This is a genomic window from Pedobacter sp. UYP24, from assembly GCF_054057295.1.
Map to the genome: position 1 here is coordinate 177,386 of NZ_JBSRZD010000005.1, position 25,803 is coordinate 203,188.

Sequence of the window (25,803 nt, forward strand, 5' to 3'; positions counted from 1 at the left end):
ACCAAGTTTGTCGAAGCAGCATTAAAGGTTTGTAATAAAGCACTTATAAATTAACCGCCCAAAGTGGACTATCAATAAGGTTATTGTTGTGGGTTTTTTTATTAGTTTTGCATCCCTTTTATGAAAAAATATTTATACGGTATAGACTTTGGAACAACCAATTCAGCATTGGCAATTTATGATGAAGATGCTAAAGAAATTCACAGTACGATCATTATTCCCTCGCTCATTTATTTTTACCACCAGATAAAAGGTGCAGACGAACAAAATTATGTGGTAGGAGAGGAAGCCATTGCAGAATATCTTAATGATGGCATGAAGGGCCGCTTTATCAAATCAATAAAGCAAATCCTCTCTCGAAGCAGTTTTACAGAAACCCGCATCCAAAATAAAAAGTACAATGCATCAGATCTGGTTGCCATCATTCTAAAAGAACTTAAAAGCAAAGCCGATGAATTAATTGGTCAGGATTGCAAAAAGGCGGTTATTGGACGACCGGTGTTTTTTGATGATGATAATGTACAAAAGGATAAGCTTGCGCAGAATAGGCTGAGCAAAGCAGCCGAACTTGCAGGTTTTACAGAGGTTCGTTTCCAATTTGAACCCATTGGAGCCGCTTTTGCGTACGAGAAAACGCTGCAAAAAAAGGAAAATGTACTTGTAGCCGATTTGGGTGGAGGTACAACAGATTTTACTTATCTGGTATTAGACCCTGCAAAAGTGGGGGCTGCAGACAGGAAGAATGACATGATGGCTAACGGAGGTATTTACATCGGTGGAGATAGCTTTGATTCTTCTTTTATGTGGGAGGTAGGCACGCCTTACTTTGGCAAATACACCACCTATGAAGCTACATTGGGTAAGATATTAACCGTGCCTAAATCGCTTTTCGTTAACATCTGCTCTTGGGAACAGATGAATTTCTTTAATGGTCAGCGTATTAAAAAAGACATTGAGAATTACTACTACTTTTCGGGTAACGATCCCAAATTCAAGAACCTGATCACACTTATAGATAATAATTTAGGTTACTCTGTGTTTCAGTCCATTGAAAAAACAAAAATTGCCTTATCAAAAGCAGAACGATCTGTATTCAGCTATAAAAAAATGGATATTACCATCAAAGAAGAGATCTCCTTGCTGCATTATGAACAGATCATTGAAAAAGATGTAACACGCATTGAAGATTACCTTAATAATTTTATGTTGCAGCATAATATAAACGTGAACGACATTGATAGTCTTTTCCTAACGGGTGGGACTTCCATGGTGGGCAGCATTCAAAAATTATTTAAAACCAAATTCCCACACATCACCCTAAATTCAGGTGATAATTTTAAAAGTGTTGCAAAAGGACTGGCTTATAGTGGTTATTTGTTTGATGCGAAGTAATAAGATTGTATCTGCTATTTTTATGGGCTAAAATTTAGCATATATAATTATATTTGTTTTAGTAGTAAAGGATTTTCGTAAGCTTAAGTTAAGGGCTGAACTATAGTAAGTTAATGAATGCATAATAACTAACAGGGACCTAATAGGGAGGTAACAGGGACGTAACAGGGAGGTAACAGGGACAATGTCCCTATTAGGTCCTGATTAACTCCTAATTAAATTACAGTAAATATCTGATTAGGTAAAAACTCATCCCTATGTTGTCTGGGATTTAAACCAAACGAACTATCATTCTAGTAAGATCAAGGGTTTTTGATGGCTGAAGGGAACTATATATACTTCTTAATAAAGGAAACTATCGCTGCAATTACTTCTGGGTCTATAATTATTTTTGCATGCGTGGTGTGGGAGTAGGCTGCGGCCTTTATTTCAGGGTTATCGGCTAGGAATTCCATTATAAAATGGGTAGGAGAAATCTGGTCGCTGCTATCATATAATAGGAAATGATTAACCGACTCCTTAAAATCATACATCTTTAAGAGTGAGAAATCTTCGGTGCTTTGTCCGAAAAGTTCTTGAAATGTATTAAGGAATTTTTGTTGTTCAGTTAAGGTTACGCCAGATGCGGTCATGCTGGCTTTGAAATTTTCTGTTAAATTGATTAGCGGAGCGATGCTGATCAATAGCTTGGGCGCAATTTTGGTTTGCTGTATGGCACCAACGTTGGCCATGCCACCAAGAGAGTGGCCTATCATTACATCAGGTATACCAAAGGTATTTTCAATTTGTTTAATGGCTTCCATAAACAAGAACAGGTTGCTGAGCTCGCCTTCAGAACTGCCGTTGCCTGGTGCATCAAAGGCCCAGATCTCTACATCTTCTAAAAGTAAAAGTGATTTTATCAGCTCGCTAAAATCTATTGATTTAGAGCCCCATCCATGGGTAAGCAAAATTTTTTTGGAACCTTCTCCCCATTTAAAGAATTTGAAGTGCAGTGTAGATTTAGAGAAGTAACGGTCAAATACCTGAAGTGTTGATGGTGAAGCTACATCCAATAATTGTTGTTGGTGCAGTCTGGCTGGCATTTTGGGCGAATAGCAGATTAACTGCCAAAGCAGGTCTTGTAAATTCTGGTCTTTGGCTACTTTGACTTCTTCATAAACCTGCCTTAGATACTTCATGCTCAAATGTAGCGAATATTCCGCTGCATCTCTTTTGCTGTTTGTGTACTGTTGTCGTGGCTCCAGCCGGGTGGGTAGAAGATGTATTTTAACTTATTGCGGTAGCTTGGTGTTTTTTTCATGTCTGCCCATATTGCTATAAACTCATGGAATACAATGTTTACCGGTCCACTGTCTTCTGGTTGTTTGGTTAATCCGAATTTGATTTCTTCCTGTTCGATTTCGGCCTGGAAGGTGCCAAACATCCGATCCCACAGGATCAGTACCATACCCATATTTTTATCCAAATACCTCAAATTACTGGCATGATGCACCCGGTGGTGAGAAGGGGTAACAAGTAAATACTCAATAATAGGGTGCAATTTTTTTACCACCTGTGTATGTACAATGTTTCCGTAAATCTGTGTGATCAAATAGGCAAACAAAATATCAAAGGCATCAAAGCCAATTAATGCAAGGGGCAGGTAAAAGAATACGCGGTACAAGGGCTCAAAAACGGTAGACCTGAAACCGGTGGTTAGGTTAAAAAATGTTGATGAATGGTGCGTTACGTGCATCGCCCAGAAAAACCTGACGTAGTGGCCTGTGTAATGCAATACCCAGTAAAGGAAATCTTGCGCCAAAACAAGTACTAACCAGTATAAAAAGGTGTTGTGGATTTGAAATAAACGGTAATGTAAATAAACATAATGTAGCAACAGGAAAGTGGCTGCCTTGGTGGTTAGGTTAATAAAAAATGCAAGAACCATCAGGTATATATTGGTCCAGGTGTCTTTTTTATGGTAGTGTTGCTTGTCGTGGTTGTAACTAAAATACATTTCGACGAGCGTAATCAGGATAACTATGCTAAACAGTACAATAACTGAGACGCTTTTGTAAAATTCTATCATATTTTAACTTGTGGTGAGACTAAATTTTGATCAAGAATCAGGCCTTTGTTGTTACTAAAAAGTTATCTTTTTGTAAAATTCCATTACCGAAAAAATATTGCTAATTTTATTCGTCCGATCTAGATCTGGGCACTAACGATATTAATTCAAAAAAAAACTGATGAATAAAACTAACAAATTAGTGATGCCGCTGGTTGCCCTCGGTATATTGGGTTTGGCATCTTGCAAAAGCAGTGGTACTATCGGCGAACTGCATTCCGGGATCAGTGTAAAGAACATGGATACTACGGTAAATCCTGGCGATAACTTTACTGCTTATGTAAACGGTACCTGGGTTAAGAATACCAAGTTGCCGTCTGATAAGGCATCGTATGGTGCCGGATCTATTGTGAACGACAAGGCGCAGGAAGATGTAAAAGCAATTATCGAAAATGCGGCCAAGGGTAGTCCGAAGGATGGGTCAGAGGAACAGAAGATTGGTGATTTATATGAGTCTTACATGAATATGAAGGTGCGTGATTCTATCGGCCTTGCCCCATTAACTGCAGAACTGACTAAAATTGATGCCATTAAATCAGCTAAGGACCTGGTTTCTTATATGGCTTATGCCAATAGGGTAGGGATTAAAATTCCGTTTAACGTAAGCGTTAGTGAAGATTTTAAAGACCCAAAACGTTATATGCTGCTAACCTGGCAAGGCGGATTGGGCTTGCCAGACCGTGAATATTACTTTTTAACAGATGCTAAATCGGTAGCGTTGCGTGCTAAATATGTAAACCATATGGAGAAGATGCTGATGCTTGCCGGCATAACTGATGCTAAAGCTAAGGCAGCGCAAATAATGGCCCTGGAAACTCAACTTGCAGGAAAGCAAATGAAGAAAGAGGATACCCGTAATATTGCCGCATTGTACAATAAATATGCAGTGAAAAGTTTAGGTACCCTTACTCCGGATTTTGATTGGAATACTTTCTTAACTGAGGCTGGTATTAAAAATCCTGATAGTATTGTTGTTACCCAGGTTGCTTATACTAAGGATTTGAATGCCATATTTAAAAGTACACCTATTGATACCTGGAAGAATTATTTTAAATGGGGCGCTATAACTGGTGCAGCTACTCTTTTAAACACTGCGTTGGATCAGGAAAATTTTGATTTCTATTCTAAAACCATGTTGGGAATTAAAGAGCAAAAACCACAATGGCGCCGAGCTGTGAGTATGGTTAATGCTAACCTTGGTGAAATGGTGGGTAAGTTGTATGTAGAGAAACATTTCCCGCCTGCAGCAAAAGAAAGAATGTTGAAATTGGTAAACAACCTGCTTAAAGCTTATGAAACCAGTATCAATGCATTAGATTGGATGAGCCCTGAAACAAAGAAACAAGCGCTTGTTAAAATCAATAAGTTTATGCCTAAAATCGGATATCCGGATACCTGGAGAGATTATGGCGCACTTAAAGTTGTTAAGGGTGATTTGTATGGCAATTCATTGCGTGCCACTGAGTTTGAATATAACCGGACAATGAACAAGTTGGGTAAGGTGGTTGACCGTAAGGAATGGGGCATGACGCCACAAACGGTTAATGCTTATTATAATCCTACGCTTAACGAGATCGTTTTTCCGGCTGCTATTTTACAACCTCCGTTTTTTGACATGGAAGCTGATGATGCGGTGAACTATGGTGGTATTGGTGCCGTAATTGGGCATGAAATTGGTCATGGTTTTGATGATCAGGGCAGTACTTTTGATGGCGATGGCGTGTTAAGAAACTGGTGGACTCCAAAGGATCTTTCTGAATTTAAAAAACGCACCAATGCTTTGGTAGCACAATACAATAGCTTTAAAGTTTTCCCTGACCTGAGTGTAAATGGTACTTTCACCTTGGGTGAGAATATTGGCGATTTAGGTGGATTAAGCATTGCGATGAAAGCTTATAAAACTAGCTTAGATGGTAAGCCTGCTCCAGTAATGGATGGTTTTACCGGAGAGCAGCGTGTATTGATTGGCTGGGCACAGGCCTGGTTAAATAAAGCTAACGAAGAAGCCCTGAGAAATCAGGTTGGTACTGATCCGCATTCTCCTGCTAAATTTAGGGTAAATGGTGTGGTGAGAAATATTCCTGAGTTTTATGAGGCGTTTAAAGTTAAACCTACAGATTCATTATATCTTGCTCCAAAAGACAGGGTTAAAATCTGGTAGTTGTATAAACGAAATTGCCGGTTGATTTGTTCAGCCGGCAATTTCTTTATTAACTGCTGATGTAGTTTTCCAGTTGTGATATGGTTTGTTTCTGATCTGCAATGATAAATTTTACAAGGTCTCCAATAGAGACCATCCCCAGCAAATTGCCATCCTTCATCACCGGCAAATGCCTGATGTGTTTATCGGTCATGATTTGCATGCATTTTTCAATGCTGTCTGCTGGTTGTACGGTAATAGGGTCTGCCGTCATTACTTCATGAATGCTGGTGTCAGCAGATGTTTTTCCGTGTAGGATAATCTTTCTGGCATAATCCCGTTCTGTAAAGATTCCAGTTAATACATCTTCTTTTGTAATTAGCAGGGCACTAACATTTCGCTCCATCATTAATTGAAGTCCCGAAAGAACTGATGAGTTTTCAGCTACTGAAAATATTTGCGACGGCTTCGCATCTAGTATTTGTTGTACCTTCTTCATAAGTATTAATTTTTAGCTATTTGAAATTAGCTAAAAAAAATCACTACAGCAACTCTAAAATTTCGTCTACGTAATTTCTATCGTTTGCCAATCGCGGTACTTTATGCTGGCCGCCAAGTTTACCTTTTTTCTTAAGCCAGTTATAAAAGGTATTCGCTGGGGCGTTGTGTACTACTGGTCGCTTAAGCGCCATGTCTTTAAATCGCTTGGCGTCATAATCAGAGTTTACGTCTCTCAGCGTTTGGTCCAGCACATCAACAAACTTTTCAAAATCATTTGGCTGCTGATCAAATTCTATAATCCATTCGTGGCCGCCTACATCTTCTCCCTTAAAGTAAATAGGACAAGCAGTATAATCTTTAAAGACTGCTCCGGTAGCGTCACATGCTTTGCAAATGGCTTGCTCTGCATTGTCAATAATCACTTCTTCTCCAAAGGCATTGATAAAATGCTTGGTACGGCCGGTAATTTTGATGCGGTATGGAGCGATGTTGGTAAATTGTACGGTATCTCCAATCATGTAACGCCAAAGGCCGCCGTTTGTTGATATGATGATTGCGTAATTTTTATTCAGTTCCACCTGATCGAGGGCAAGCGTGTTTGCGTATTCATCGCCCAGGTTCTCAATAGGAAGGAACTCATAATAAACGCCGTAGTCTAGCATGAGCAGCATTTCATCAGAATTCACTTCATCCTGTATGCCAAAGAAGCCTTCAGAAGCATTGTAGGTTTCCAGGTAATACATGTCTGCACAGGGTATCAGCTCTTTAAACTGTTCTCTATAGGGTTTGAAGTTTACAGCACCATGGGTATAAAGTTCCAAATTTGGCCATACTTCTAGCAAGTTATTCTTGCCGGTAATTTCCAGTACTTTTTTTGCGAGTACAATAGTCCAGGTAGGAACGCCGGCAATGCTGGTTACGTTTTCTTTGATGGTGGCCTCGGCCATCTTTTCCATCTTGGTTTCGTAATTGTCCATCAGGGCGATTGACATGTTCGGCGTACGGTAATATTCTGCCCACATGGGTAGGTTTTTGATCAGTACAGCTGATAGATCACCATAAAAGGAATCTTCGTTAAGCTTGTTAATTTGGTGACTTCCACCAAGGACGAGTCCTTTACCTGATAGTATTTGGTTTTCAGGGCGGTTGTTGCAAAAGATAGAAAGCAGGTCTTTACCGCCTTTAAAATGGCACTCCTGTAAAGATTCTTCTGATACAGGAATAAACTTACTCCTGTCGCTGGTGGTTCCTGATGATTTGGCGAACCATTTAATTTCTGTTGGCCACAGAATGTTTTGCTCGCCGTTTAGCATCCGCTCGATGTACGGCTTTAAGGTATCGTAATTTTGAATTGGAACCCTTTGTTTGAATTGCTTGGGGTTTTCAATGCTATCGTAATGGTATTTTTCTCCCCATTCGGTGTCTTTTGCAGTGCTAATCAACTTGTGAAACCACTCTTCCTGCACATCATGGGGATATTTCATGAAAAGCTCGATCTGATGAACACGCTTTTTCATATACCATGTAAAAATAGAATTTACAATTGCCATAAGGGTTTAATCTGGTTATAGATTTTTACTGCGCAATACGAAGTTGGAGCCAAGATACACTCTTCTAACCATTTCATTGGCAGCAAGTACTTCTGGTGTACCAGATTCCAATATTTTACCTTCAAACAGCAAGTAAGCCCTATCTGTAATAGACAGTGTTTCCTGAACATTGTGATCGGTAATCAATATGCCAATATTCTTTTGTTTGAGTTTATAAACTATGGTTTGAATTTCTTCTACAGCTATTGGATCTACACCTGCAAAGGGCTCATCCAGTAGGATAAAGTTGGGACTGGCAGCCAATGCCCTGGCAATCTCTGTCCTTCTTCTTTCCCCACCTGATAACAGGTCGCCCCGGTTTTTTCTAACTTTATGAAGACTGAACTCGCTGATGAGTTCCTCTAGCTTTTCATGACGTTCTTCTTTGCTCATATCAGTCATCTCCAGAATGGCCATAATGTTGTCTTCTACAGAAAGCTTTCTAAAAACAGATGCTTCCTGGGCAAGGTAGCCGATGCCTTTTTGCGCACGTTTGTACATGGCATCAGCAGTAATGTCTTGATCATCAAGAAAAATGGTTCCCTCATTGGGCTTAATCAAGCCTACAATCATATAAAAGGAGGTGGTTTTACCTGCTCCATTTGGTCCCAGCAGGCCTACAATTTCACCCTGACTAACAGAGAAAGAAACGTCGTTTACAACGGTTCTCTGCTTGTATTTCTTAATCAGATGCTCTGCTTTTAATATCATTTGGTATCTTAATTATCAATTTTTATTGCTTTGACGTTTAATTGTATGGTCCGCTGATCTCGCCATACATTTTCCTCTACTGTATAACAAACAGAAAAAGGCTGATTTAGTTGTAACAGCTTTTCGTACTCTGCGAGACCGAATCCAATACAATCAAAATTTGCTGAATTTAGTTGTTTTATACTAAACTTAAGGTGTTTTTCGCCAACTACCTGCGCATACCGCTGCAGGTAAACGTTATGGGTAACGAATACGGGGGCATTGTTGTGTGGACCAAAAGGTGCCATTTGTGCAATAATCCGCTGAAACTTGCCGTTTATCTGCGCCAATTCAATTTCGCTATCTATGGTAACTTCAGGACAAAGGAGGTCGTCCGTTATGCTTGCGGCAACTACTTGTTCAAAGCGCTCGGAAAAAAGGGTAATGTTTTCTGGCTTTAGGGTTAGTCCGGCAGCGAACTTGTGCCCGCCAAATTGCTCCATCAGATCTTGACAAGCCAACAGGGCTTCGTATAAGTCAAACCCCGCAACAGATCGGGCAGAGCCTGTTAAAAACCCATTTGATTCTGTTAAAACTATGGTTGGCCGGTAGTATTTTTCTGTGAGTCGGGAAGCAACGATGCCAATAACACCTTTGTTCCAGTTCTGGTTATAAACAACTGTTGTTTTCTTTCCGATCAGGATTTCAGATTCGTCTATTAAAGCAAGTGCTTCTGCAGTAATTGTTTTGTCGGAATGTCTGCGATCTGTGTTTTGTAAATTAATGAAATCGCTTTGCTCTAGCGCAGCATTGTCCTCATCGCAGATCAGCATTTTTACTGCCTGCTTGCCATGATCCATTCGCCCTGCGGCATTAATTCTTGGTGCCAGACTGAAAACAATGTCTGTTAGTGTATAGGTTTTTGGTTTGCCAGAGCTATCCATTAAAGCCTTTAAACCCTTACAGGGATTGGAATTTAGTTTTAGTAAACCATGGTAGGCTAAAATCCTGTTTTCATCTTCAATAGGTACTATATCAGCAGCAATACTGACCATCACCAAGTCTAAGTATTGAAGATAGGTGTGGTCGGCCAGATTGTGTTTTATGCTATAAGCCTGAGCCAGCTTAAATCCTATTCCACAACCGGCAAGCTCTTTAAAGGGATAACTGCAATCTTTACGCTTTGGATCCAAGACTGCTACGGCCTGCGGTATTTCCTCTCCGGGAAGATGATGATCACATATAATGAAATCGATAGCTAAGGTTTTGGCATAAGCAATTATTTCAATTGATTTAATACCACAATCCAGTGCGATGATTAGTGTATAGTTATTGTTGTGAGCATAATCAATACCGGTACGGGAAATTCCATAGCCTTCTTTGTGCCGGTCTGGAATGTAATATTCAATATTGCTGGTAATCTGATTGAAAAAGCTGTAGGCAAGCGCAACAGCAGTAGTTCCATCTACATCGTAATCTCCGTAGATCAGTATATTTTCTCCATTTTCTATAGCCTGATCTATTCTTTGAATGGCTTTGTCCATGTCCTTCATCAGGTAAGGATCATGAAGCAGTTCCAGTCTGGGCCTGAAAAAGTCTTTGGCCTGATCAAAAGAAGTGATGTTTCTTTGTACTAGTATTTCAGCTAAAGTGATGTCTATATTTAGATGTTGCGCTAATAAAATTGCCGACTCCTCATCGCCTTTTGGTGTTTCCACCCATCTTTTCTTCGTCGTCATTTGGTTGTATGTTCACGCAGGTTCTATATCTTTGCGTTGATAAGGTAAATATATCATTTATTCTTTTTTTCTCACTAAGATTACGCCATTGCAAGTTTTCACATTATACGAAGGTTCCTACTCTGTAGATGCTACTAAGAAGTTTGTTCCGTTTGATGCCGCCGTAGATAATCCAAAGGATCGTCCGGCTTCTTTATTTATATATGTTCAGCCATTTTTAGTACAAACCAACAATAGCCTGATACTTTTTGACACGGGTCTGGGCTATAGCAATGCAGAAGGAAAGTTTATACTTCATGAAAACATCAGAAAGGCTGGGTTTGATCCTGACGACATAGACTTGGTATTGATGTCTCATTTGCATTTTGACCATTCCGGCGGCATGGTCCGCTATGTAAATGAGAAGATGGAATTGAGTTTTCCTCACGCCACTTATGTAATACAACAAGGGGAGTGGGAAACTGCTTTTACCAATAGTTCATCATCCTATAAGACAGAGATTTTTGAATTTTTACAGCGAAATGCACAGCTGCATTTTGTAGAGGATTCTGGTACTTTAACTACCGAGATCAGTTATGAGCTAACGGGTGCTCATACTCCGTATCATCAGGTGTTTTTGGTTGATGATGGAACAGATAAAGTGTTTTTTGGTGGTGATGTGCTGCCAGAACCTGAAGAACTAATCAAAAAGTTTATTGCGAAATACGATTTCGATGGAAGGAAGGCGATGGAGCTTAGAGAAGAGTTTGGTATTAAAGCAGCTGACGAACATTGGAACTGCCTATTTTACCATGGCAAGTCGCGGTCAAGCGGATACGTGGAGTTAACTAATGGAAACTTTAAAGTAATATAGGTTAAGGCGTGATTAGCCTTAATAATTCTGTTAGTCGATCAATAGACAAAGGCTTGGATATAAATCCTTTAATAGATTTGTACGTTTTAGCTTTTTCAATATCATTCTCGTATACAGAAGAAGAAAGCATATACATATCTGCCTTTTGGTTGGGGTTTAATGTATCGTATGCTTCAAGAAATTCCCATCCATTTAGGACCGGCATATTGATATCTATAAGCATTAAATGAGGAAATCTATCGTTATCTTCAGCTATCTGAGCCAAATAATCGATTGCTAGCTGGCCGTTGTTCTTTGATATCATATCAACGTTATAACCGGTTTTTGCTACGATCTTTTTGATAATGAAGATGTTGATTTCATCATCGTCTATAACGAGGAGGTTGATTTTAGAATCTGACATAATGTGTTAACAAAAGGGATATTGTGTACAACTAATATAGAGAAATATTATTTAAATGTTTAAACTCTTAGTTTATTTTTATCATAAAAAAGGCCATTGCTATGTGCAATGGCCTTTTCGTTTTTTAATTTTTAATTATTTCTTACCTATAAGCTTAACAGACAGCTCGAACTCATCATAAATCATTTTATCGCCAACATCAGGAAACATGCCTTTTGACCTGAATTTGATGCCATATTTTGTTCTGTCTACAATAATCTTATCTGCAGCTGCAGTTACCGTACCATCAGTATTCCAGGTTACCGTTGCAGGAAAGGTTACCGGATTGGTAATTCCTTTAATTGTTAAATCTGCTGTGACAGTAACATTGTTACCTGTCCCAGCTGCAACCTTCTTAATTACTAAAGCAGAAGTCGCAAATTTATCAACGCCAAAGAAATCATCCGCTTTCAGGTGCCCTTCAAGTTTATCACTTTTATCATTGTCTTTTATGGTAGGCATATTGATGATAAAGTTTCCGCCTGCTAATTTTTTGCCGTCGAATAATAGGTTGCCGGATTGCAGTGCAATAGTGCCGTTGTGGGTTCCAGTAAGTTTTCTGCCAGTCCAGTTTAAGGTTGATTTTTCCGCATCTACTTTATAAGTAACAGCTTTAAATGGCGCTACGAATGCAGAGCTGACAACAACTAAAAGCAGTAACGCAACTGATGTGATTTTTAACTTCATTGTTATTTGTGATTAAGTCTCGTGTATTTATATTAAACCTTTTGATACATCTTAGAAGACAAATGTATCAAAAGGTTTAACGTTGGATGTTGATCTATGTTAAGATTTAAGCAAAGCTTTCGCTTTTTTCATAGCTCTCTATTGGTGGGCAGGCGCAGATCAATGACCTATCACCATAAGAATCATTTACCCTGCCAACTGAAGGCCAGAACTTATATGCCGCAACATAAGGAAGCGGGAATGCTGCAGTTTGTCTGCTGTAAGCATGTGACCATTCATTGCCAGTTACTACGGCCGATGTGTGCGGGGCATTTTTTAAAGGATTATCTGCTTTATCTAATGTTCCGTTCTCTACTTCAGAGATTTCTTTTCTGATGGCTATTAAAGCATCACAGAAACGGTCAAGTTCGTGCTTAGGTTCGCTCTCTGTCGGCTCAACCATCAATGTGCCTGCTACAGGAAAAGATACAGTTGGCGCATGGAAACCATAGTCCATTAGTCGTTTTGCGATATCAACCACCTCAATTCCGTTGTTCTTGAATGCGCGACAGTCCAATATCATCTCGTGGGCACAGCGTCCGTTTGCACCTGAGTACAATACCGGGTAATGTGCTTCAAGTCTGGCTTTCATGTAGTTGGCATTCAATATTGCATACCTGGTTGCATTGGTTAATCCCTCTGCACCCATCATAGCGATGTAAGCATGTGATATGATCAGTATTGAAGCAGATCCCCAAGGAGCAGAAGATACTGCATGTATTGATTTTTCGTGATTGATATCTACCACAGCATGGCCTGGAAGGTATTTAACCAGGTGTTTTGCAACACCAATTGGTCCCATGCCCGGTCCGCCTCCTCCATGAGGAATACAGAAAGTTTTATGAAGATTAAGGTGACAAACGTCTGCACCAATGTTGGCCGGACTTGTTAAGCCAACCTGAGCGTTCATGTTTGCGCCGTCCATATAAACTTGGCCACCATTTTCATGGATGGTATTACAAATATCGATAATGCTTTCTTCGAAAACACCGTGAGTGGAAGGGTAGGTGACCATTAAGCACGATAAGTTATCGGCATATAGCTGCGCCTTAGCTTTTAAATCATCTACGTCTATGTTTCCGTTTTCCAGTGACTTAACTACAACGATCTTCATGCCGGCCATTGCTGCCGAGGCAGGATTTGTACCATGAGCAGAAGAAGGAATAAGCGCAATGTTGCGGTGGTAATCACCACGATCCTGGTGATAAGCCCTAATTACCATCAGTCCTGCATACTCACCCTGTGCGCCAGCATTTGGTTGAAGGCTCATTGCTGCAAAGCCAGTGATTTCGCTAAGCCATTTGTCCAGCTCATTGAAAACAGTATAGTAACCCGTTACCTGATCTGCAGGAGCAAAGGGATGTACTTTACCAAATTCAGGCCAGGTAACAGGAATCATTTCTGTAGTGGCATTCAGTTTCATGGTACACGAACCAAGGGCAATCATAGAGTGACAAAGCGATAAATCTTTTGCCTCTAGTGATTTAATATAGCGGAGCATTTCATGCTCAGAATGGTGTTCGTTAAATATTGGATGCGTTAAATAAGTAGAGCTACGTTGTAAAGCAGCAGGTATTACGGTCTCTATAAGTCCTTCTGGCATTTCTACAGCATCCGCAGCAATTGCTTTTACTTTAGAGAATATTTTGATTAGCAATTTAACATCGTCAAACGAGGTTGTTTCATCCAAAGAGATGGTAACAATAGGCCCATTATAATGTAGATTAATCTCATTGTCTATACATTCTCTATGTATAGAATCTGCAAGATCATGAAGGTCCAACTGGATGGTGTCAAAATAAACCTTGCTCAATACATTATATCCGGCTTTTTTTAATGATTCTGCTAATGTTATTGCCAAGCCATGGGTGCGTTCTGCAATTTGCTTTAAGCCTTTCGGACCATGGTATACGGCATAAAATCCAGCCATAATTGCCAAGAGGGCCTGAGCGGTACAGATGTTGGATGTAGCTTTGTCTCTGCGGATATGCTGTTCGCGGGTTTGAAGTGCCATACGAAGTGCATAGTTATTGTTACTGTCTATCGTAACGCCAATTATCCTGCCGGGTATGGAACGTTTGTATTCATCTTTAGTGGCAAAGAATGCAGCATGCGGACCACCAAATCCCATTGGAACACCGAAACGCTGACTTGTACCAACTACAATATCTGCACCCCATTCGCCCGGAGGAGTTAATAAGGTAAGGCTCAATAGATCTGCAATGACGGTGATCTTTACATTTTTTTCATGCGCTTGTTCCGCGAATGCGGTGTAGTTATAAACCTCGCCGTTACCTGCGGGATATTGTACGATGGCACCAAAGAATTCGTCATGCAAGCCAAAGGTCAGGTGATCTCCTATTACCAATTCAATGCCGAAAGGATTTGCTCGGGTTTTAAGTATATCTATGGTTTGAGGAAATATCAGTCTAGAAACGAAGAATTTTTTAGCAGATTGGTTTTTACGCAGGCTGTATTGCATAAACATGGCTTCAGCAGCTGCGGTACCCTCATCAAGTAAAGAAGCATTCGCAATTTCCATTCCTGTTAGGTCAATAACTGTAGTTTGGAAATTGAGCAGTGCTTGTAAGCGACCCTGAGCAATCTCTGCCTGGTAAGGGGTATATTGCGTATACCAACCCGGGTTTTCCATTACATTTCTTAAGATAACGCCAGGAGTTATGGTGTCATAATATCCCTGCCCGATGTACGACTTAAATACCTTATTCAGTGAAGCAGTTTGCTTTAAAGCACTCAGGTAATCTTTCTCAGATTTTGCTGCCGGTAAATTTAAGGCTTGCTTTAACCTTATCTTTTGAGGAATGGTTTGTTCTATCAATTCGTCGACAGAACCTACCCCAAGGATAGCAAGCATCGCAGTGGTATCGTCTGAATTGGGTGCAATGTGACGGTCTTTAAAGTCTTCTTGGTAATGAATGTTTAAGCTCATGAATGCTTTGAATAAAAGTTGCGCAAAGTTAATAAAAATACGCCTATTTCATTCCAAGATTAAAGCACAATTGGGTAACGATTTAGTGTTTAAGCTGGGCAAGATACATTTGGATGGTGTTCTCTAGTCCCAGATAAATTGCATCGCTGATCAGGGCATGACCTATGCTTACTTCTAACAGTCCTGGAATGCTTGCTGAGAAGTATTTAAGGTTATGCAGATCGAGATCATGGCCCGCGTTTATACCTAATCCTAAGTCATGTGCTTTGTGTGCTGCGGCAATATATGGAACAATCGATTTTTCTCTATTGTCGTAATAGTTATGTGCGTAGGCTTCTGTATACAACTCAACCCTGTCAGTGCCGGTATCTGCGGCAGCTTTCACCATATCAACAACAGGATCTACAAAAATGGAAACGCGGATACCCTCTCCCTTAAATAAGGAAACCATTTCTTTTAGGTAACGGTGGTGCTTAATGGTGTCCCAGCCGTGGTTTGAGGTAATCTGGCCATTTGAATCTGGTACAAGTGTAACCTGTGCAGGTTTATTGGCCAATACGAGGTCAACAAATTTATTTTCTCTGCAATTACCTTCAATGTTAAGTTCTGTTTTAATTGCAGCCTTAAGATCATATACATCCTGATAGCGGATATGTCTTTCGTCCGGTCTTGGGTGAACGGTAATTCCTTCCGCACCAAAGCGCTCACAATCTAACGCTACTTTTACCAAGTCTGGGTTGTTGCCACCGCGACTATTGCGCAGGGTTGCAATTTTATTGATGTTTACAGAAAGGTTTGCCATAATACAAAGATAAAAATTTGTTTTGATAGGGAGTGAGCATTCTTAATAGCGAAAAAGGGATACTGCATGAAGCGGTATCCCTTTTTTATGGTTGTTGGCAACTTTAATTGTTGCCGGGTAATTAGATTAGTATCTGTAAGCTTCAGGTTTAAAAGGACCTTCAACAGGTACGCCAATATAATCAGCCTGGTATTGATCCAATACATCAAGTTCAACGCCTATTTTTGCAAGGTGTAAACGGGCCACTTTTTCATCAAGATATTTAGGAAGAACATATACTTTGTTCTCGTACTTACCTGGATTTGTCCAAAGCTCTAATTGCGCTAAAGTTTGATTAGTGAATGATGCAGACATAACGAAACTTGGATGGCCGGTTGCGCAACCAAGGTTAACCAAACGGCCTTCAGCCAAAAGGATGATGTCTTTACCATCAATTGTGTATTTGTCAACTTGTGGCTTGATTTCAATTTTAGTATCACCGTAATTGGAGTTTAACCAGGCTACATCAATCTCGTTATCAAAGTGGCCAATATTACAAACGATCGCTTTGTCTTTCATTACCTTGAAGTGTTCAGCACGAACGATATTGCAGTTACCAGTTGTGGTAACGATGATGTCAGCTTCTAAAACAGCTGTAGCGAATTTCTTAACTTCGTAACCTTCCATTGCGGCTTGCAATGCACAAATCGGATCGATTTCAGATACGATTACACGTACACCCTGTGAGCTCAATGATTCTGCTGAGCCTTTACCTACATCTCCGTAACCAGCTACAACAGCAACTTTACCAGCCATCATGATGTCAGTAGCACGACGAATTGCATCAACTAGTGATTCACGGCAACCGTATTTGTTGTCGAATTTAGATTTGGTAACTGAATCATTTACATTGATTGCAGGTAAATGCAATGTTCCGTTTTTCATGCGTTCGTATAAACGGTGAACGCCTGTGGTAGTCTCTTCTGATAAACCTTTGATATCAGCGATAAGCTCAGGGAATTTGTCGAAAACCATGTTGGTTAAATCACCACCATCATCAAGAATCATGTTTAAAGGTTGCTGATCTGCACCGAAGTGTAAAGTCTGCTCGATACACCAGTCAAAACTCTCTTCGTCTAATCCTTTCCAGGCATAAACCTGGATGCCTGCAGCAGCAATAGCAGCCGCAGCGTGATCTTGTGTGGAGAAAATGTTGCATGATGACCAGGTAACCTCTGCGCCAAGGGCGACAAGGGTTTCAATTAAAACTGCAGTTTGGATGGTCATGTGAAGGCAGCCTGCGATGCGAGCACCTTTTAATGGTTGTGATGGACCGAATTCTTCGCGAAGTGACATTAAGCCTGGCATTTCTGCCTCTGCTAAACCGATCTCTTTGCGGCCCCATTCTGCCAGTGAAATGTCCTTAACTTTATAAGGAATGAAAGTTGTCTCTACTGATGACATGTTGTTGTTGATTAAGTTTATGAAATACAGTAAGTTACGAGAAGATGAAATATTGCTTTCACGCTATTTGCACACCTTTTGTTTATTTCCCTGTATTTCTTATGCAAAAGTAGGGAATAGTTTAACCAAATTCAAAACTCCTAAAACGTAAACTACTCATGTTGCTCAATATAACTTTACAATGGCAATTTAGTTGGTAATCTCTCCTATTTCTTCCATCAAGTGCCAATTTAGGATTCATCTTTTTTCCATTGTTTAGGCGTGTATTCATTTATCGCTTTATTAACGCTCAATCGCACTTTCGGTTTATTTGGTACTTGGCTTCGTGTATTTGATATGCATTAGCACGCCGTTCTGGCTTGTTTAGCTATCATTTAGATATACCAATGATGCAGAACCGATAGCCAACGGATACCGAATGGATAACCGACGTCCGAACCCAGGCCGAAGGCAGACCGAACCCAGACAGTCTTTGAAATAAAATCTGGCACTGTGAAAGCCGCTGCTTTTCTTAGTTTAATAGTCTTTTCATCGTACCCTGTCAGTTCACGATTTGTTTAGTGTTTAAAGGCCAGTCTTTGCATTTGGAATTATCATGTGTTTAACTAAAAAAGTTAAGTTTAGTTAAATTTTTAAACTAAATTAGTGACACTAAATAGCTCCTGAATTAAAATGCAATTTTTACTATCATACTTTTTGATAATTGACTGGCTTAAAGGGCATTTGCTGACTTGTCCGTTCAAGAGTCATACAGGATTGGATTGTCCGGGTTGTGGTTTTCAAAGGTCATTATTAGCCCTAATCCAGGGTGATGTGAAGTCATCGATACATTTATTTCCCGCTTCTTTACCCATTGTTATGCTTTTGATCTTTGTTCCTGCACATTTAAAATTTGATTTTAAACAAGGTGCCAGGACGATAAAATTACTATACCTATTTATTGCATTAGTTATAGTGCTCAATTACGTTTACAAAATTTATAATCATAACTTATATTAAACATTATCAATATGTCAGAAAATCAATTCCCTCAAGACACGCCAGAAAACAATCCGGCCCCAAAACCACCAGAATTTAAGAAGCCGGTTGATCCTGTTCCTCAATTTGGATCATTTGGACTACAAGCATTACCAAACAGTACACCTGTATTGGTATTAGGTATCCTTGCAATTTTATCCTGCTGCTGCTATGGTTTACCAGGATTAATCCTTGGTATCATTGGATTGGTACTTGGTAACAAGGATAGGAGATTGTATATAGAAAACCCTGGTTTTTATACAGAAAGCTCTTATAAAAACTCTAAAGCAGGTCGCGTTTGTTCAATAATCGGACTAATATTGAGTATACTTTATATCCTTCTTATTGTTGGAATTATTATCGTATTTGGGTTTGCTGCAATGCAAAATCCTGAGGAATTGAAGAGAGTTCTAGAAGGAATGGGGAAATAATAGCAAAGTAATTGAAAGGTAAAAACTGAAAGCCAGTCGGTTATTTGCTTTGATGCTCCACATTGAGACTGTACATTTGCGCATTGAAAATGATAATTTAAATTTAAATATATGTATCCAGAATATTTAGTTGAACCAATGCGTGCTGAGCTGACAAAAGTTGGTTTTGATGAGTTAAAAACTGCTGAAGAAGTAGACAATGCAATTGGTACTGAAGGAACCGTTTTTGTGGTTGTGAATTCAGTTTGCGGTTGTGCTGCAGCTAATGCCCGTCCGGCAGCAAGACTTGCAGCAGGTAACGATAAACACCCTGACAGATTGGTAACGGTTTTTGCAGGGATGGAAAAAGAAGCTGTAGACAGGGCAAGAGGCTATATGATGCCTTTTCCTCCATCTTCTCCATCAATGGCATTATTCAAAGATGGCAAACTGGTACATATGATTGAACGTCATCAGATAGAAGGAAGACCCGCTCAAATGATTGCCGACAGTTTAGCTGGTGCTTTTGATCAGTATTGCTAAATCTAGAGTATTTTAAATGCCCCTGGTATCAATAGATCAGGGGCATTTTTTATTAGTTTTTTTTTAGATCTTTTAATGTTTTGCAGCGTAGTAAAGCACCTTGCTATATAACTCATCAGGCAGGAAAGGTTTTACAACGAAATCGTCAATACCCGCATCTCTCACTTTTTCTGCGATTTCGTTTGGAAGGTTAGCCGTCAATGCTATGATTGGTAAACTTATACCTCTCGATCTCATATTTCTGGTAGCCTCGTATCCATCCATTATAGGCATGTGCAAGTCAATAAGAACCAATTTGTGTATTTTAGGATCAACCATGTTCAGCCCTTCTAAACCATTGTGTGCTACGTCAATTGTGGCTCCCCAGCGTTCCAAATATTTCTGGGCAACCAGCACATTCATCAGATTGTCTTCAACAAGAAGTACATGGACCCCTGTAAGTGGCTTGTCGGCCTCATTTGGTAGCGTTTCGGCATCGTGGGATTTTATTTCCTTAATGCTTTTTTCAAAAATCTGGATAAAATAGAAAGTAGATCCCTTGCCTTCTTCGCTGATCAGCTTTAATGAGGATTTTTGAAGTTCCAGGATCTTTTTCGAAATGGCAAGGCCAAGGCCGGTTCCTCCGAAACCCCTTGAAGTTGAGGAGTCTGCCTGAGTAAAGCGTTCAAATATGATTTTCTGTTTTTCTTCTGAAATACCGATTCCCGTATCTTTTACATAGATATTTAGGGTTACAGTCCTTTCATTTTGGTTCGCTACTTCAATTCCAACCTGGACATTTCCTTTTTGCGTGAATTTAATGGCATTGTGAACAAGATTGGTAATAACTTGCGATGTACGGGTAGGGTCTCCCAATAGCTTATTTTTTAACTTCTCATCCACATCTAGTTTCAGCGTAATGCCTTTATCAGTCGCTGATCCCTGTAATCCGCGAACAATATTTCTCGCGATGGAGGCAATGTCCAATTCTATATGCTCGAAAGTAACCTTACCGGCCTCAATCTTAGTGTAGTCCAAAATGTCATTAACAATGGCTAAAAGATTGTTGGCAGAGAACAACATGATGTCCAGTTGCTCAATCTGATCCTTCCTTGGATCATTTTTAAGCAACAAATGGCTCATTCCAATTACCGCATTTAGCGGTGTTCGGATCTCATGACTCATAGTACTTAGGAATTCACTTTTAACAATTAGACCTTCCTCTGCTTGAGTAGTAGCCTGCTTCAAAGCAAATGATACGCGATGAGAGAGCACGAGCGACTGTAGGAAGAAAAAGCAGATGTAACAAAAAAAGCTAAGTACTTGATGGGCACCTATTATTCCCCAGTAGTGAAGCAGGGTGATAGCGAAAGCAGGTATTAACGCAAAAGCGCTAAGAAGGGTGTAAATAGCGCCGGGTCTTTTCTTGATATATGCTGTAGTATAAATTACAGGAACATATATAAGGCAAAAGATGGTAACTATAAGGAAAGGATTAATAAGCTGTGTAAAAAATAGAGGGGCAATACAAATAGTAGCAAATGCAAAGGTGAAGCAGATAATGCTAACTATCTCTATTATCTTTTTATTGGTTTCTAGGGGGTAAAGGTATTTTGTATAGAGCGCAAATAATCCAATGCTTAAGAAAAGACTCATGTATTCCATGCGAACAGCAATATACCAGTCCAGATTTGGAAATAAAGTGTGTAGTACATAATTATCTGTGCCGACGATTCTATAGCTATAAAATATAGAATAAATAGCGAACATTAAAATAGCCTTATCCCGGTTTCCTAGAATGAAAAGGCCAATGAAAAACAGACTGCCCATGATTAAACAACCAAAAAGTATAAAGTCTATCGCTTCAGCACTGCGTCTCTGCAGCTCTACATCATATTTTTTTCCAATTATGAGTGGTTTTCCAATTCCACCTTTGCTATGTACGTAGTTTGAAATTTGTAAAAGAATTACTAATTTTTCTGTGTTTCTGGGAATATCGAATGCTTTGTATTGCCAATGGGGAACAAATTTATCTGAGCTAATGCTTACCGTTCCGTTTTTGGCGGCCAGCTTCCCATTGATAAAAAGCGTGTAAGCACTATATGTCTCTGGCATTGCGATTCTTAGCTGGTCATCAGTTTTAGGCAACAATACAGTTACTTTATAAGAAGCATAGCCAAAAGACGGAAGTTTTCTCTCCCATGATTTATAATCGGTCCACCTTGAGGGGGATTTTACAAATTGCGGCGCTATTGTTACCGAATCTTCAGGAGAAACGAGCATATTCCAGTAAAAACCCCATATTCCACGAAGCTCTACAGTTTCATCAAAAGAGGCTTTGCGTAGATCAATAAGCCCGTTTTTTTCCGGAGGCAAAACTGAACTATCTTGCGCATGACAAACGCCCACTCCAATGAAAAGTGAAAATAATAAAACGTAGCAAGTTTTCAAAATCATGGGTGTCGGACCTATCCCTAGGACTCAAATTTAAATATAGCCACAAAGTATGAAATAATATACCATCTGGGAAATAGAATGTCAAACAATTGTTCCTAACATTCTTATTTGATATGGTATTTGTATGGTTTGATGAAAGTTTATCATTGTGCTTAACTTTATTTGGTGCCTGATTGGTATATTTGGGTATGACATATTGTTTAGCGATAAAGGTGAAAGAAGGCCTTGTGGCAATTGCCGATACAAGAATTACATCAGGTACAGATACTACTCAAAAAAAGAAGGTTCACATTGAGCAACGTGATAAATATTCACTTTTCATCATGACAAGTGGTTTGCGTTCAGTAAGGGATAAAGCAGTCCAATATTTTAAAGAACTTATAGAAGAAGGGGAAGTGCACAATAAACTTTATAAGGCAGTTAATGCATTTGGAGCGCAGGTTAAGCGCGCAGCCCAGGAAGATCGCGCTGAACTGGAACAGAGCGGTTTAAAATTCAATCTACATACGATAATTGGCGGCCAGCTAAGAGACGATCAAGAACACAAGTTATTTCTGCTTTACCCGGAAGGTAATTGGGTAGAATTGGGTGAAGGAGCGCCATTTGTAGTGATTGGGAATTCCGGTCATGGAAAGGCAATTCTAAATCGTACACTAACTAGTGAATCTAGTATGCACCTTGCATTAAAAACAGGGTTTCTTTCTTTCGATTCTACAAGAGCTAGTGCCAACGACGTAGATTTTCCAATAGATGTGGTATTGTACCGGAACAACACCTTCGGAATGGTAGAGCACCGTTATGGGAAAAAAGACCTCGAATACATTTCTGATCAATGGGCCGAGGAACTTAAAAAGGCATTAAGTAACATATCTGATGAATGGATGGAGGTCGCCTTCAATAAATTGCCTGTTCCTAACGAGGTGGATATATGAAATTTGAAGTTTCAACCACACTAAAATATGGATCTACCGGTCTTTCAACCTTAATTCTTAATATACAGCCTTTTAAATCATTTGGGCAATATGTAATTAGTGAAGATTTTCAATCTACACTTAAGCTGATTTCTTACGAATGGATTGCTAGAGGTGGTGAAAAGCGGTTTAATGTCTTTGAGATCCCGGAAACAAAAGAAGTTATTTTTTCCTACACAGGTATTATCGAAAATCAAATTAAAACTATACCTGCAGTGCAGCTGGATGATGTGCCAATTAGTCTCATGCCAATTTCAGTTTTACCTTATCTAAATCCAAGTCGTTATTGTCAGTCAGACAAGCTTTATAAATTTGCAGCCGATAAATTTGGCAGTATTGAGTCTGCTTTTGAAAGAGTTATGGCTATTAGGGACTGGATATTTGAGAATGTATCATATACTGCAGGACATACCAATCAACAAACGTCAGCTTTAGACACTGTAAAAGAACAAAAAGGGGTTTGCAGAGATTTTGCGCACCTTGGTATTGCATTATGTAGGGCACTCACCATTCCCGCCAGGTATTTTACAGGATATGCCTATCAGTTGAAGCCAGCGGATTTTCATGCCTGTTTTGAAGTATATCTTGGTGGGAATTGGATCATCTTGGATGCAACTAAGTTAGTTCCTGTGAATGGTCTCGTTAAAATAGCAACAGGTTTTGATGCAACTGATACTGCTTTGGCCAGCAGTTTCGGTAATTTAAATTTTACCAGTATGGAAGTAGGGATTAAATCTTTAGACGATAATTTTAAAGCCTTTGATGATCAAACCCTATTACAGGGATATAGTTACTATTAGATTAGAAATCTTTATTTAGCAGTTTTTCCAACTCTCCGAATGAAACATTCATTCTTACCCTACCCTGTTTTGCATAGGCAATTTCTCCAGTTTCTTCAGATACGATAACAGCTACTGCATCTGTAGCTTCAGATACACCAATACCTGCCCGGTGTCTTAAGCCAAATTGAGGAGGTAATTTATCATTGTCGGTCAATGGCAGGATACAGCTGGCGCTTTTGATTTTATTTTCTGATATGACAACTGCCCCATCATGAAGCGGACTGTATTTTTGAAATATGCTTTCCAGTAGTCGCTTTGATATTTTGGAATCGATAAGTTCACAGCTATTTGCGAATAGTTGATCGTCATAAAACTTAACAAATACGATCAATGCACCAGTGCGCGATTTCTTCATGCTCTTACAGGCATCAATTATTGGTTTGATACGTACCAGGTTATCTCTTTCTACCACTTTGCTGCCAAAAAGATAACCCCACCAAGCCTTATTTTTTTGCAAGAAAGTGTTTTTGCCAATGAGGAGCAGGAAACGGCGTATCTCCGGTTGGAAAATGACAATTAATGCTATAATGCCTACGCTGATGAATTTTTCTATAATTGCAGTAAGCAGGTTCATGTGCAACTGTTTTACTGCAAACCAGATCATCATTATAATCAACATTCCCAACAACAGATTTACTGCTATGGTATTTTTGATTAAGTTGTAGATGTAGTAAATGATCAGCGCGACAAGAATAATGTCGATCACGTCTGTAACTGTAATTTTCAGAAAATCGAAGTCTAAACTTTTCATCATTGCAAGGTAGGAAATTTTTAATCAGAATGTTCCTGCAGCGTTTTTTGTGTCAGTTCAATACATTCAATGGCTTCCTTCACATCATGAACTCGAAGTATACTTGCTCCTTTCATTAAGGAAATTGTATTCAATACCGTAGTGCCATTTAAAGATTCATCCGCGGATACTTCCAATGTTTTATAAATCATACCTTTTCTTGATGTTCCGGAAAGCAGCGGGTAGCCAAAATGCTGAAGATCTTCCAGGTGATTCAATAACTCAAAATTGTGAGCTGTAGTTTTCGCAAATCCGAATCCCGGATCAATGATCAAGTCTTTTACCCCAAGTTTCTTCAAGACAAATATTTTTTCACTAAAGTAGTTTGAAATCTCGATGCGAAAGTCTCTGTAGTTTGCCTCCATTTTCATAGTTTGAGGTGTACCTTTCATGTGCATAATTATGTAAGGTACATTTAACGCAGCAATAGTGCTAAACATGGCTTCGTCAAGACTGCCGCCTGAGATATCATTGATGAGATGTGCGCCTGAATGAATAGCTGCCTTCGCTACTTCAGATCTGAAAGTGTCTACGGATAAAAAAGCTTTAGGAAAATTTTTATGGATGGCCTTCACTATAGGTATTAACCGGCTCAACTCTTCATGTTCAGTGATATCCTTTGCACCGGGACGGGAGGAGTAAGCGCCTAAATCAAGAAATACCGCACCATCTTTAAGATGCTGCTCTGCCTTAACCAAAGCTTGTTCTGTTGTTGATGCACGGCTACCGGTGTAGAAAGAATCAGGAGTGATATTAATGATTCCCATTACACACGGACGGGCAAGGTTCAATAGCTTTCCTCGCAGGTTCAGTGTAGTCTTTCGGTATAAAAATGTATCTTTAGCCATTGTTAATGATACAAACTTAGATAAAATTGGCAACAAATACTTCACAAGAATACGATTCAGTAATTGCAGTTTGCAGGGCACTTTTTATAAAGAAAACCAGTGATTATGGTACTGCTTGGCGAATCTTGAGACCTTCTTCTATAACTGATCAAATATTTATTAAAGCACAGCGCATTAGAACCCTTGAAGAAAAGAAAATATCAAAGGTGGGAGAGGACATTACATCCGAATATATCGGTATAATAAATTATTGCCTGATTGCAATGATGCAATTGGAAATGGACCCCACCGAGTCAAATGAACTGGAAGTACAGCGTGTAACGTTATTGTTTGATCAAAAGATTGCCATTACTAAGGAGTTGATGTTTGCCAAGAACCATGATTATGGCGAAGCCTGGAGAGACATGAGAATCAGCTCGCTAACAGACCTGATTCTTATGAAAATATTAAGGGTAAAGCAAATTGAAGATAATCTTGGACATACAATTGCATCAGAAGGAATTGCTTCCAATTACCAGGATATGCTCAATTATTCTGTCTTTGCTTTAATAATGTTAGGGGTTAAATAA

At 39.4% G+C, this 25,803-nt stretch carries 24 protein-coding genes; 9 read left to right on the forward strand and 15 right to left on the reverse strand.

The annotated features are described in order from the left end of the window. Positions 1–120 precede the first annotated feature (120 nt). A complete protein-coding gene (locus ACVWYN_RS11760; RefSeq protein ID WP_457289056.1) occupies positions 121–1,392 on the forward strand; it encodes an Hsp70 family protein in 1,272 nt (423 codons plus the stop codon). A gap of 329 nt (positions 1,393–1,721) precedes the next feature. Here ACVWYN_RS11760 and ACVWYN_RS11765 read toward each other — a convergent pair whose 3' ends face one another. Together ACVWYN_RS11765 and ACVWYN_RS11770 are read right to left on the reverse strand one after the other, a co-directional pair. Continuing rightward, complete coding sequence (locus tag ACVWYN_RS11765; protein WP_457289057.1) at positions 1,722–2,573, reverse strand: alpha/beta hydrolase; 852 nt, start codon at positions 2,571–2,573, stop codon at positions 1,722–1,724. A gap of 2 nt (positions 2,574–2,575) precedes the next feature. Then, entirely contained in the window at positions 2,576–3,463 is an 888-nt protein-coding gene (locus tag ACVWYN_RS11770) for a sterol desaturase family protein (protein WP_457289058.1), read from the reverse strand. A 160-nt stretch (positions 3,464–3,623) separates the two neighbouring features. Between ACVWYN_RS11770 and ACVWYN_RS11775 the strand changes: the two genes are divergently transcribed. Next, entirely contained in the window at positions 3,624–5,663 is a 2,040-nt protein-coding gene (locus tag ACVWYN_RS11775; protein ID WP_457289059.1) for a M13 family metallopeptidase, read from the forward strand. A 49-nt stretch (positions 5,664–5,712) separates the two neighbouring features. Here ACVWYN_RS11775 and ACVWYN_RS11780 read toward each other — a convergent pair whose 3' ends face one another. Genes ACVWYN_RS11780 through recJ form a run of 4 tightly spaced genes read right to left on the reverse strand, consistent with a single transcriptional unit; the run spans position 5,713 to position 10,161 of the window. Then, positions 5,713–6,141 carry a CBS domain-containing protein gene (locus ACVWYN_RS11780; RefSeq protein WP_457289060.1) on the reverse strand — a complete coding sequence of 143 codons (429 nt, stop codon included), beginning with the start codon at positions 6,139–6,141 and terminating at the stop codon, positions 5,713–5,715. Positions 6,142–6,184: 43 nt separating this feature from the next. Further along, entirely contained in the window at positions 6,185–7,693 is a 1,509-nt protein-coding gene (locus ACVWYN_RS11785; protein ID WP_457289061.1) for a GH3 auxin-responsive promoter family protein, read from the reverse strand. Positions 7,694–7,708: 15 nt separating this feature from the next. Next, positions 7,709–8,443 carry an LPS export ABC transporter ATP-binding protein gene (gene lptB / locus ACVWYN_RS11790; RefSeq protein ID WP_457289062.1) on the reverse strand — a complete coding sequence of 245 codons (735 nt, stop codon included), beginning with the start codon at positions 8,441–8,443 and terminating at the stop codon, positions 7,709–7,711. 8 nt (positions 8,444–8,451) lie between these two features. Beyond that, a complete protein-coding gene (gene recJ / locus ACVWYN_RS11795) occupies positions 8,452–10,161 on the reverse strand; it encodes a single-stranded-DNA-specific exonuclease RecJ (RefSeq protein WP_457289063.1) in 1,710 nt (569 codons plus the stop codon). 88 nt (positions 10,162–10,249) lie between these two features. On the opposite strand from recJ, the gene ACVWYN_RS11800 reads away from it, so the two are divergent. Then, positions 10,250–11,014, forward strand: a complete 765-nt coding sequence (locus ACVWYN_RS11800; protein WP_457289064.1) for an MBL fold metallo-hydrolase — start codon at positions 10,250–10,252, stop codon at positions 11,012–11,014. Position 11,015: 1 nt separating this feature from the next. On the opposite strand, the gene ACVWYN_RS11805 is transcribed toward ACVWYN_RS11800, so the two are convergent. The 6 genes from ACVWYN_RS11805 to ACVWYN_RS11830 all read right to left on the reverse strand — a co-directional run bounded on the left by ACVWYN_RS11805 (position 11,016) and on the right by ACVWYN_RS11830 (position 17,648). Then, on the reverse strand, positions 11,016–11,417 hold the full coding sequence (locus ACVWYN_RS11805) for a response regulator (RefSeq protein WP_457289065.1): 402 nt from the start codon (positions 11,415–11,417) through the stop codon (positions 11,016–11,018). A gap of 135 nt (positions 11,418–11,552) precedes the next feature. Beyond that, positions 11,553–12,143, reverse strand: coding sequence for a YceI family protein (locus ACVWYN_RS11810; protein ID WP_457289066.1), 591 nt, complete (start codon positions 12,141–12,143; stop codon positions 11,553–11,555). 106 nt (positions 12,144–12,249) lie between these two features. Further along, entirely contained in the window at positions 12,250–15,132 is a 2,883-nt protein-coding gene (gene gcvP, locus ACVWYN_RS11815; RefSeq protein ID WP_457289067.1) for an aminomethyl-transferring glycine dehydrogenase, read from the reverse strand. Positions 15,133–15,214: 82 nt separating this feature from the next. Further along, on the reverse strand, positions 15,215–15,934 hold the full coding sequence (locus tag ACVWYN_RS11820) for a pyridoxine 5'-phosphate synthase (RefSeq protein ID WP_457289068.1): 720 nt from the start codon (positions 15,932–15,934) through the stop codon (positions 15,215–15,217). Between the two features lie 126 nt (positions 15,935–16,060). Next, complete coding sequence (gene ahcY, locus ACVWYN_RS11825) at positions 16,061–17,377, reverse strand: adenosylhomocysteinase (protein ID WP_457289069.1); 1,317 nt, start codon at positions 17,375–17,377, stop codon at positions 16,061–16,063. Between the two features lie 121 nt (positions 17,378–17,498). After that, positions 17,499–17,648, reverse strand: a complete 150-nt coding sequence (locus ACVWYN_RS11830) for a hypothetical protein (RefSeq protein WP_457289070.1) — start codon at positions 17,646–17,648, stop codon at positions 17,499–17,501. 401 nt (positions 17,649–18,049) lie between these two features. Here ACVWYN_RS11830 and ACVWYN_RS11835 point away from each other — a divergent pair, with 401 nt between their 5' ends. The 3 genes from ACVWYN_RS11835 to ACVWYN_RS11845 all read left to right on the forward strand — a co-directional run bounded on the left by ACVWYN_RS11835 (position 18,050) and on the right by ACVWYN_RS11845 (position 19,347). Beyond that, positions 18,050–18,376 (forward strand): DUF2752 domain-containing protein, encoded by a 327-nt coding sequence (locus ACVWYN_RS11835; RefSeq protein ID WP_457289071.1) that lies wholly within the window; start codon positions 18,050–18,052, stop codon positions 18,374–18,376. Positions 18,377–18,387: 11 nt separating this feature from the next. Continuing rightward, complete coding sequence (locus tag ACVWYN_RS11840) at positions 18,388–18,825, forward strand: CCC motif membrane protein (protein ID WP_457289072.1); 438 nt, start codon at positions 18,388–18,390, stop codon at positions 18,823–18,825. A gap of 111 nt (positions 18,826–18,936) precedes the next feature. Continuing rightward, a complete protein-coding gene (locus ACVWYN_RS11845) occupies positions 18,937–19,347 on the forward strand; it encodes a BrxA/BrxB family bacilliredoxin (RefSeq protein ID WP_457289073.1) in 411 nt (136 codons plus the stop codon). 72 nt (positions 19,348–19,419) lie between these two features. Here ACVWYN_RS11845 and ACVWYN_RS11850 read toward each other — a convergent pair whose 3' ends face one another. Beyond that, complete coding sequence (locus tag ACVWYN_RS11850; protein WP_457289074.1) at positions 19,420–21,783, reverse strand: ATP-binding protein; 2,364 nt, start codon at positions 21,781–21,783, stop codon at positions 19,420–19,422. Positions 21,784–21,971: 188 nt separating this feature from the next. Between ACVWYN_RS11850 and ACVWYN_RS11855 the strand changes: the two genes are divergently transcribed. Next, a complete protein-coding gene (locus ACVWYN_RS11855; protein ID WP_457289075.1) occupies positions 21,972–22,715 on the forward strand; it encodes a peptidase in 744 nt (247 codons plus the stop codon). Beyond that, the gene (locus ACVWYN_RS11860; RefSeq protein ID WP_457289076.1) at positions 22,712–23,554 is read left to right on the forward strand and encodes a transglutaminase-like domain-containing protein; all 843 of its coding nucleotides are present in this window, start codon (positions 22,712–22,714) and stop codon (positions 23,552–23,554) included. The genes ACVWYN_RS11855 and ACVWYN_RS11860 overlap by 4 nt, the downstream gene beginning before the upstream one ends. Before the next feature lies 1 nt (position 23,555). Here the strand turns inward: ACVWYN_RS11860 and cdaA are convergent, their stop codons facing one another. Together cdaA and folP are read right to left on the reverse strand one after the other, a co-directional pair. After that, positions 23,556–24,347 (reverse strand): diadenylate cyclase CdaA, encoded by a 792-nt coding sequence (gene cdaA / locus ACVWYN_RS11865; protein WP_457289088.1) that lies wholly within the window; start codon positions 24,345–24,347, stop codon positions 23,556–23,558. A gap of 20 nt (positions 24,348–24,367) precedes the next feature. Further along, complete coding sequence (gene folP / locus ACVWYN_RS11870; RefSeq protein ID WP_457289077.1) at positions 24,368–25,234, reverse strand: dihydropteroate synthase; 867 nt, start codon at positions 25,232–25,234, stop codon at positions 24,368–24,370. 26 nt (positions 25,235–25,260) lie between these two features. On the opposite strand from folP, the gene ACVWYN_RS11875 reads away from it, so the two are divergent. Next, on the forward strand, positions 25,261–25,803 hold the full coding sequence (locus ACVWYN_RS11875) for a DUF1599 domain-containing protein (RefSeq protein WP_457289078.1): 543 nt from the start codon (positions 25,261–25,263) through the stop codon (positions 25,801–25,803).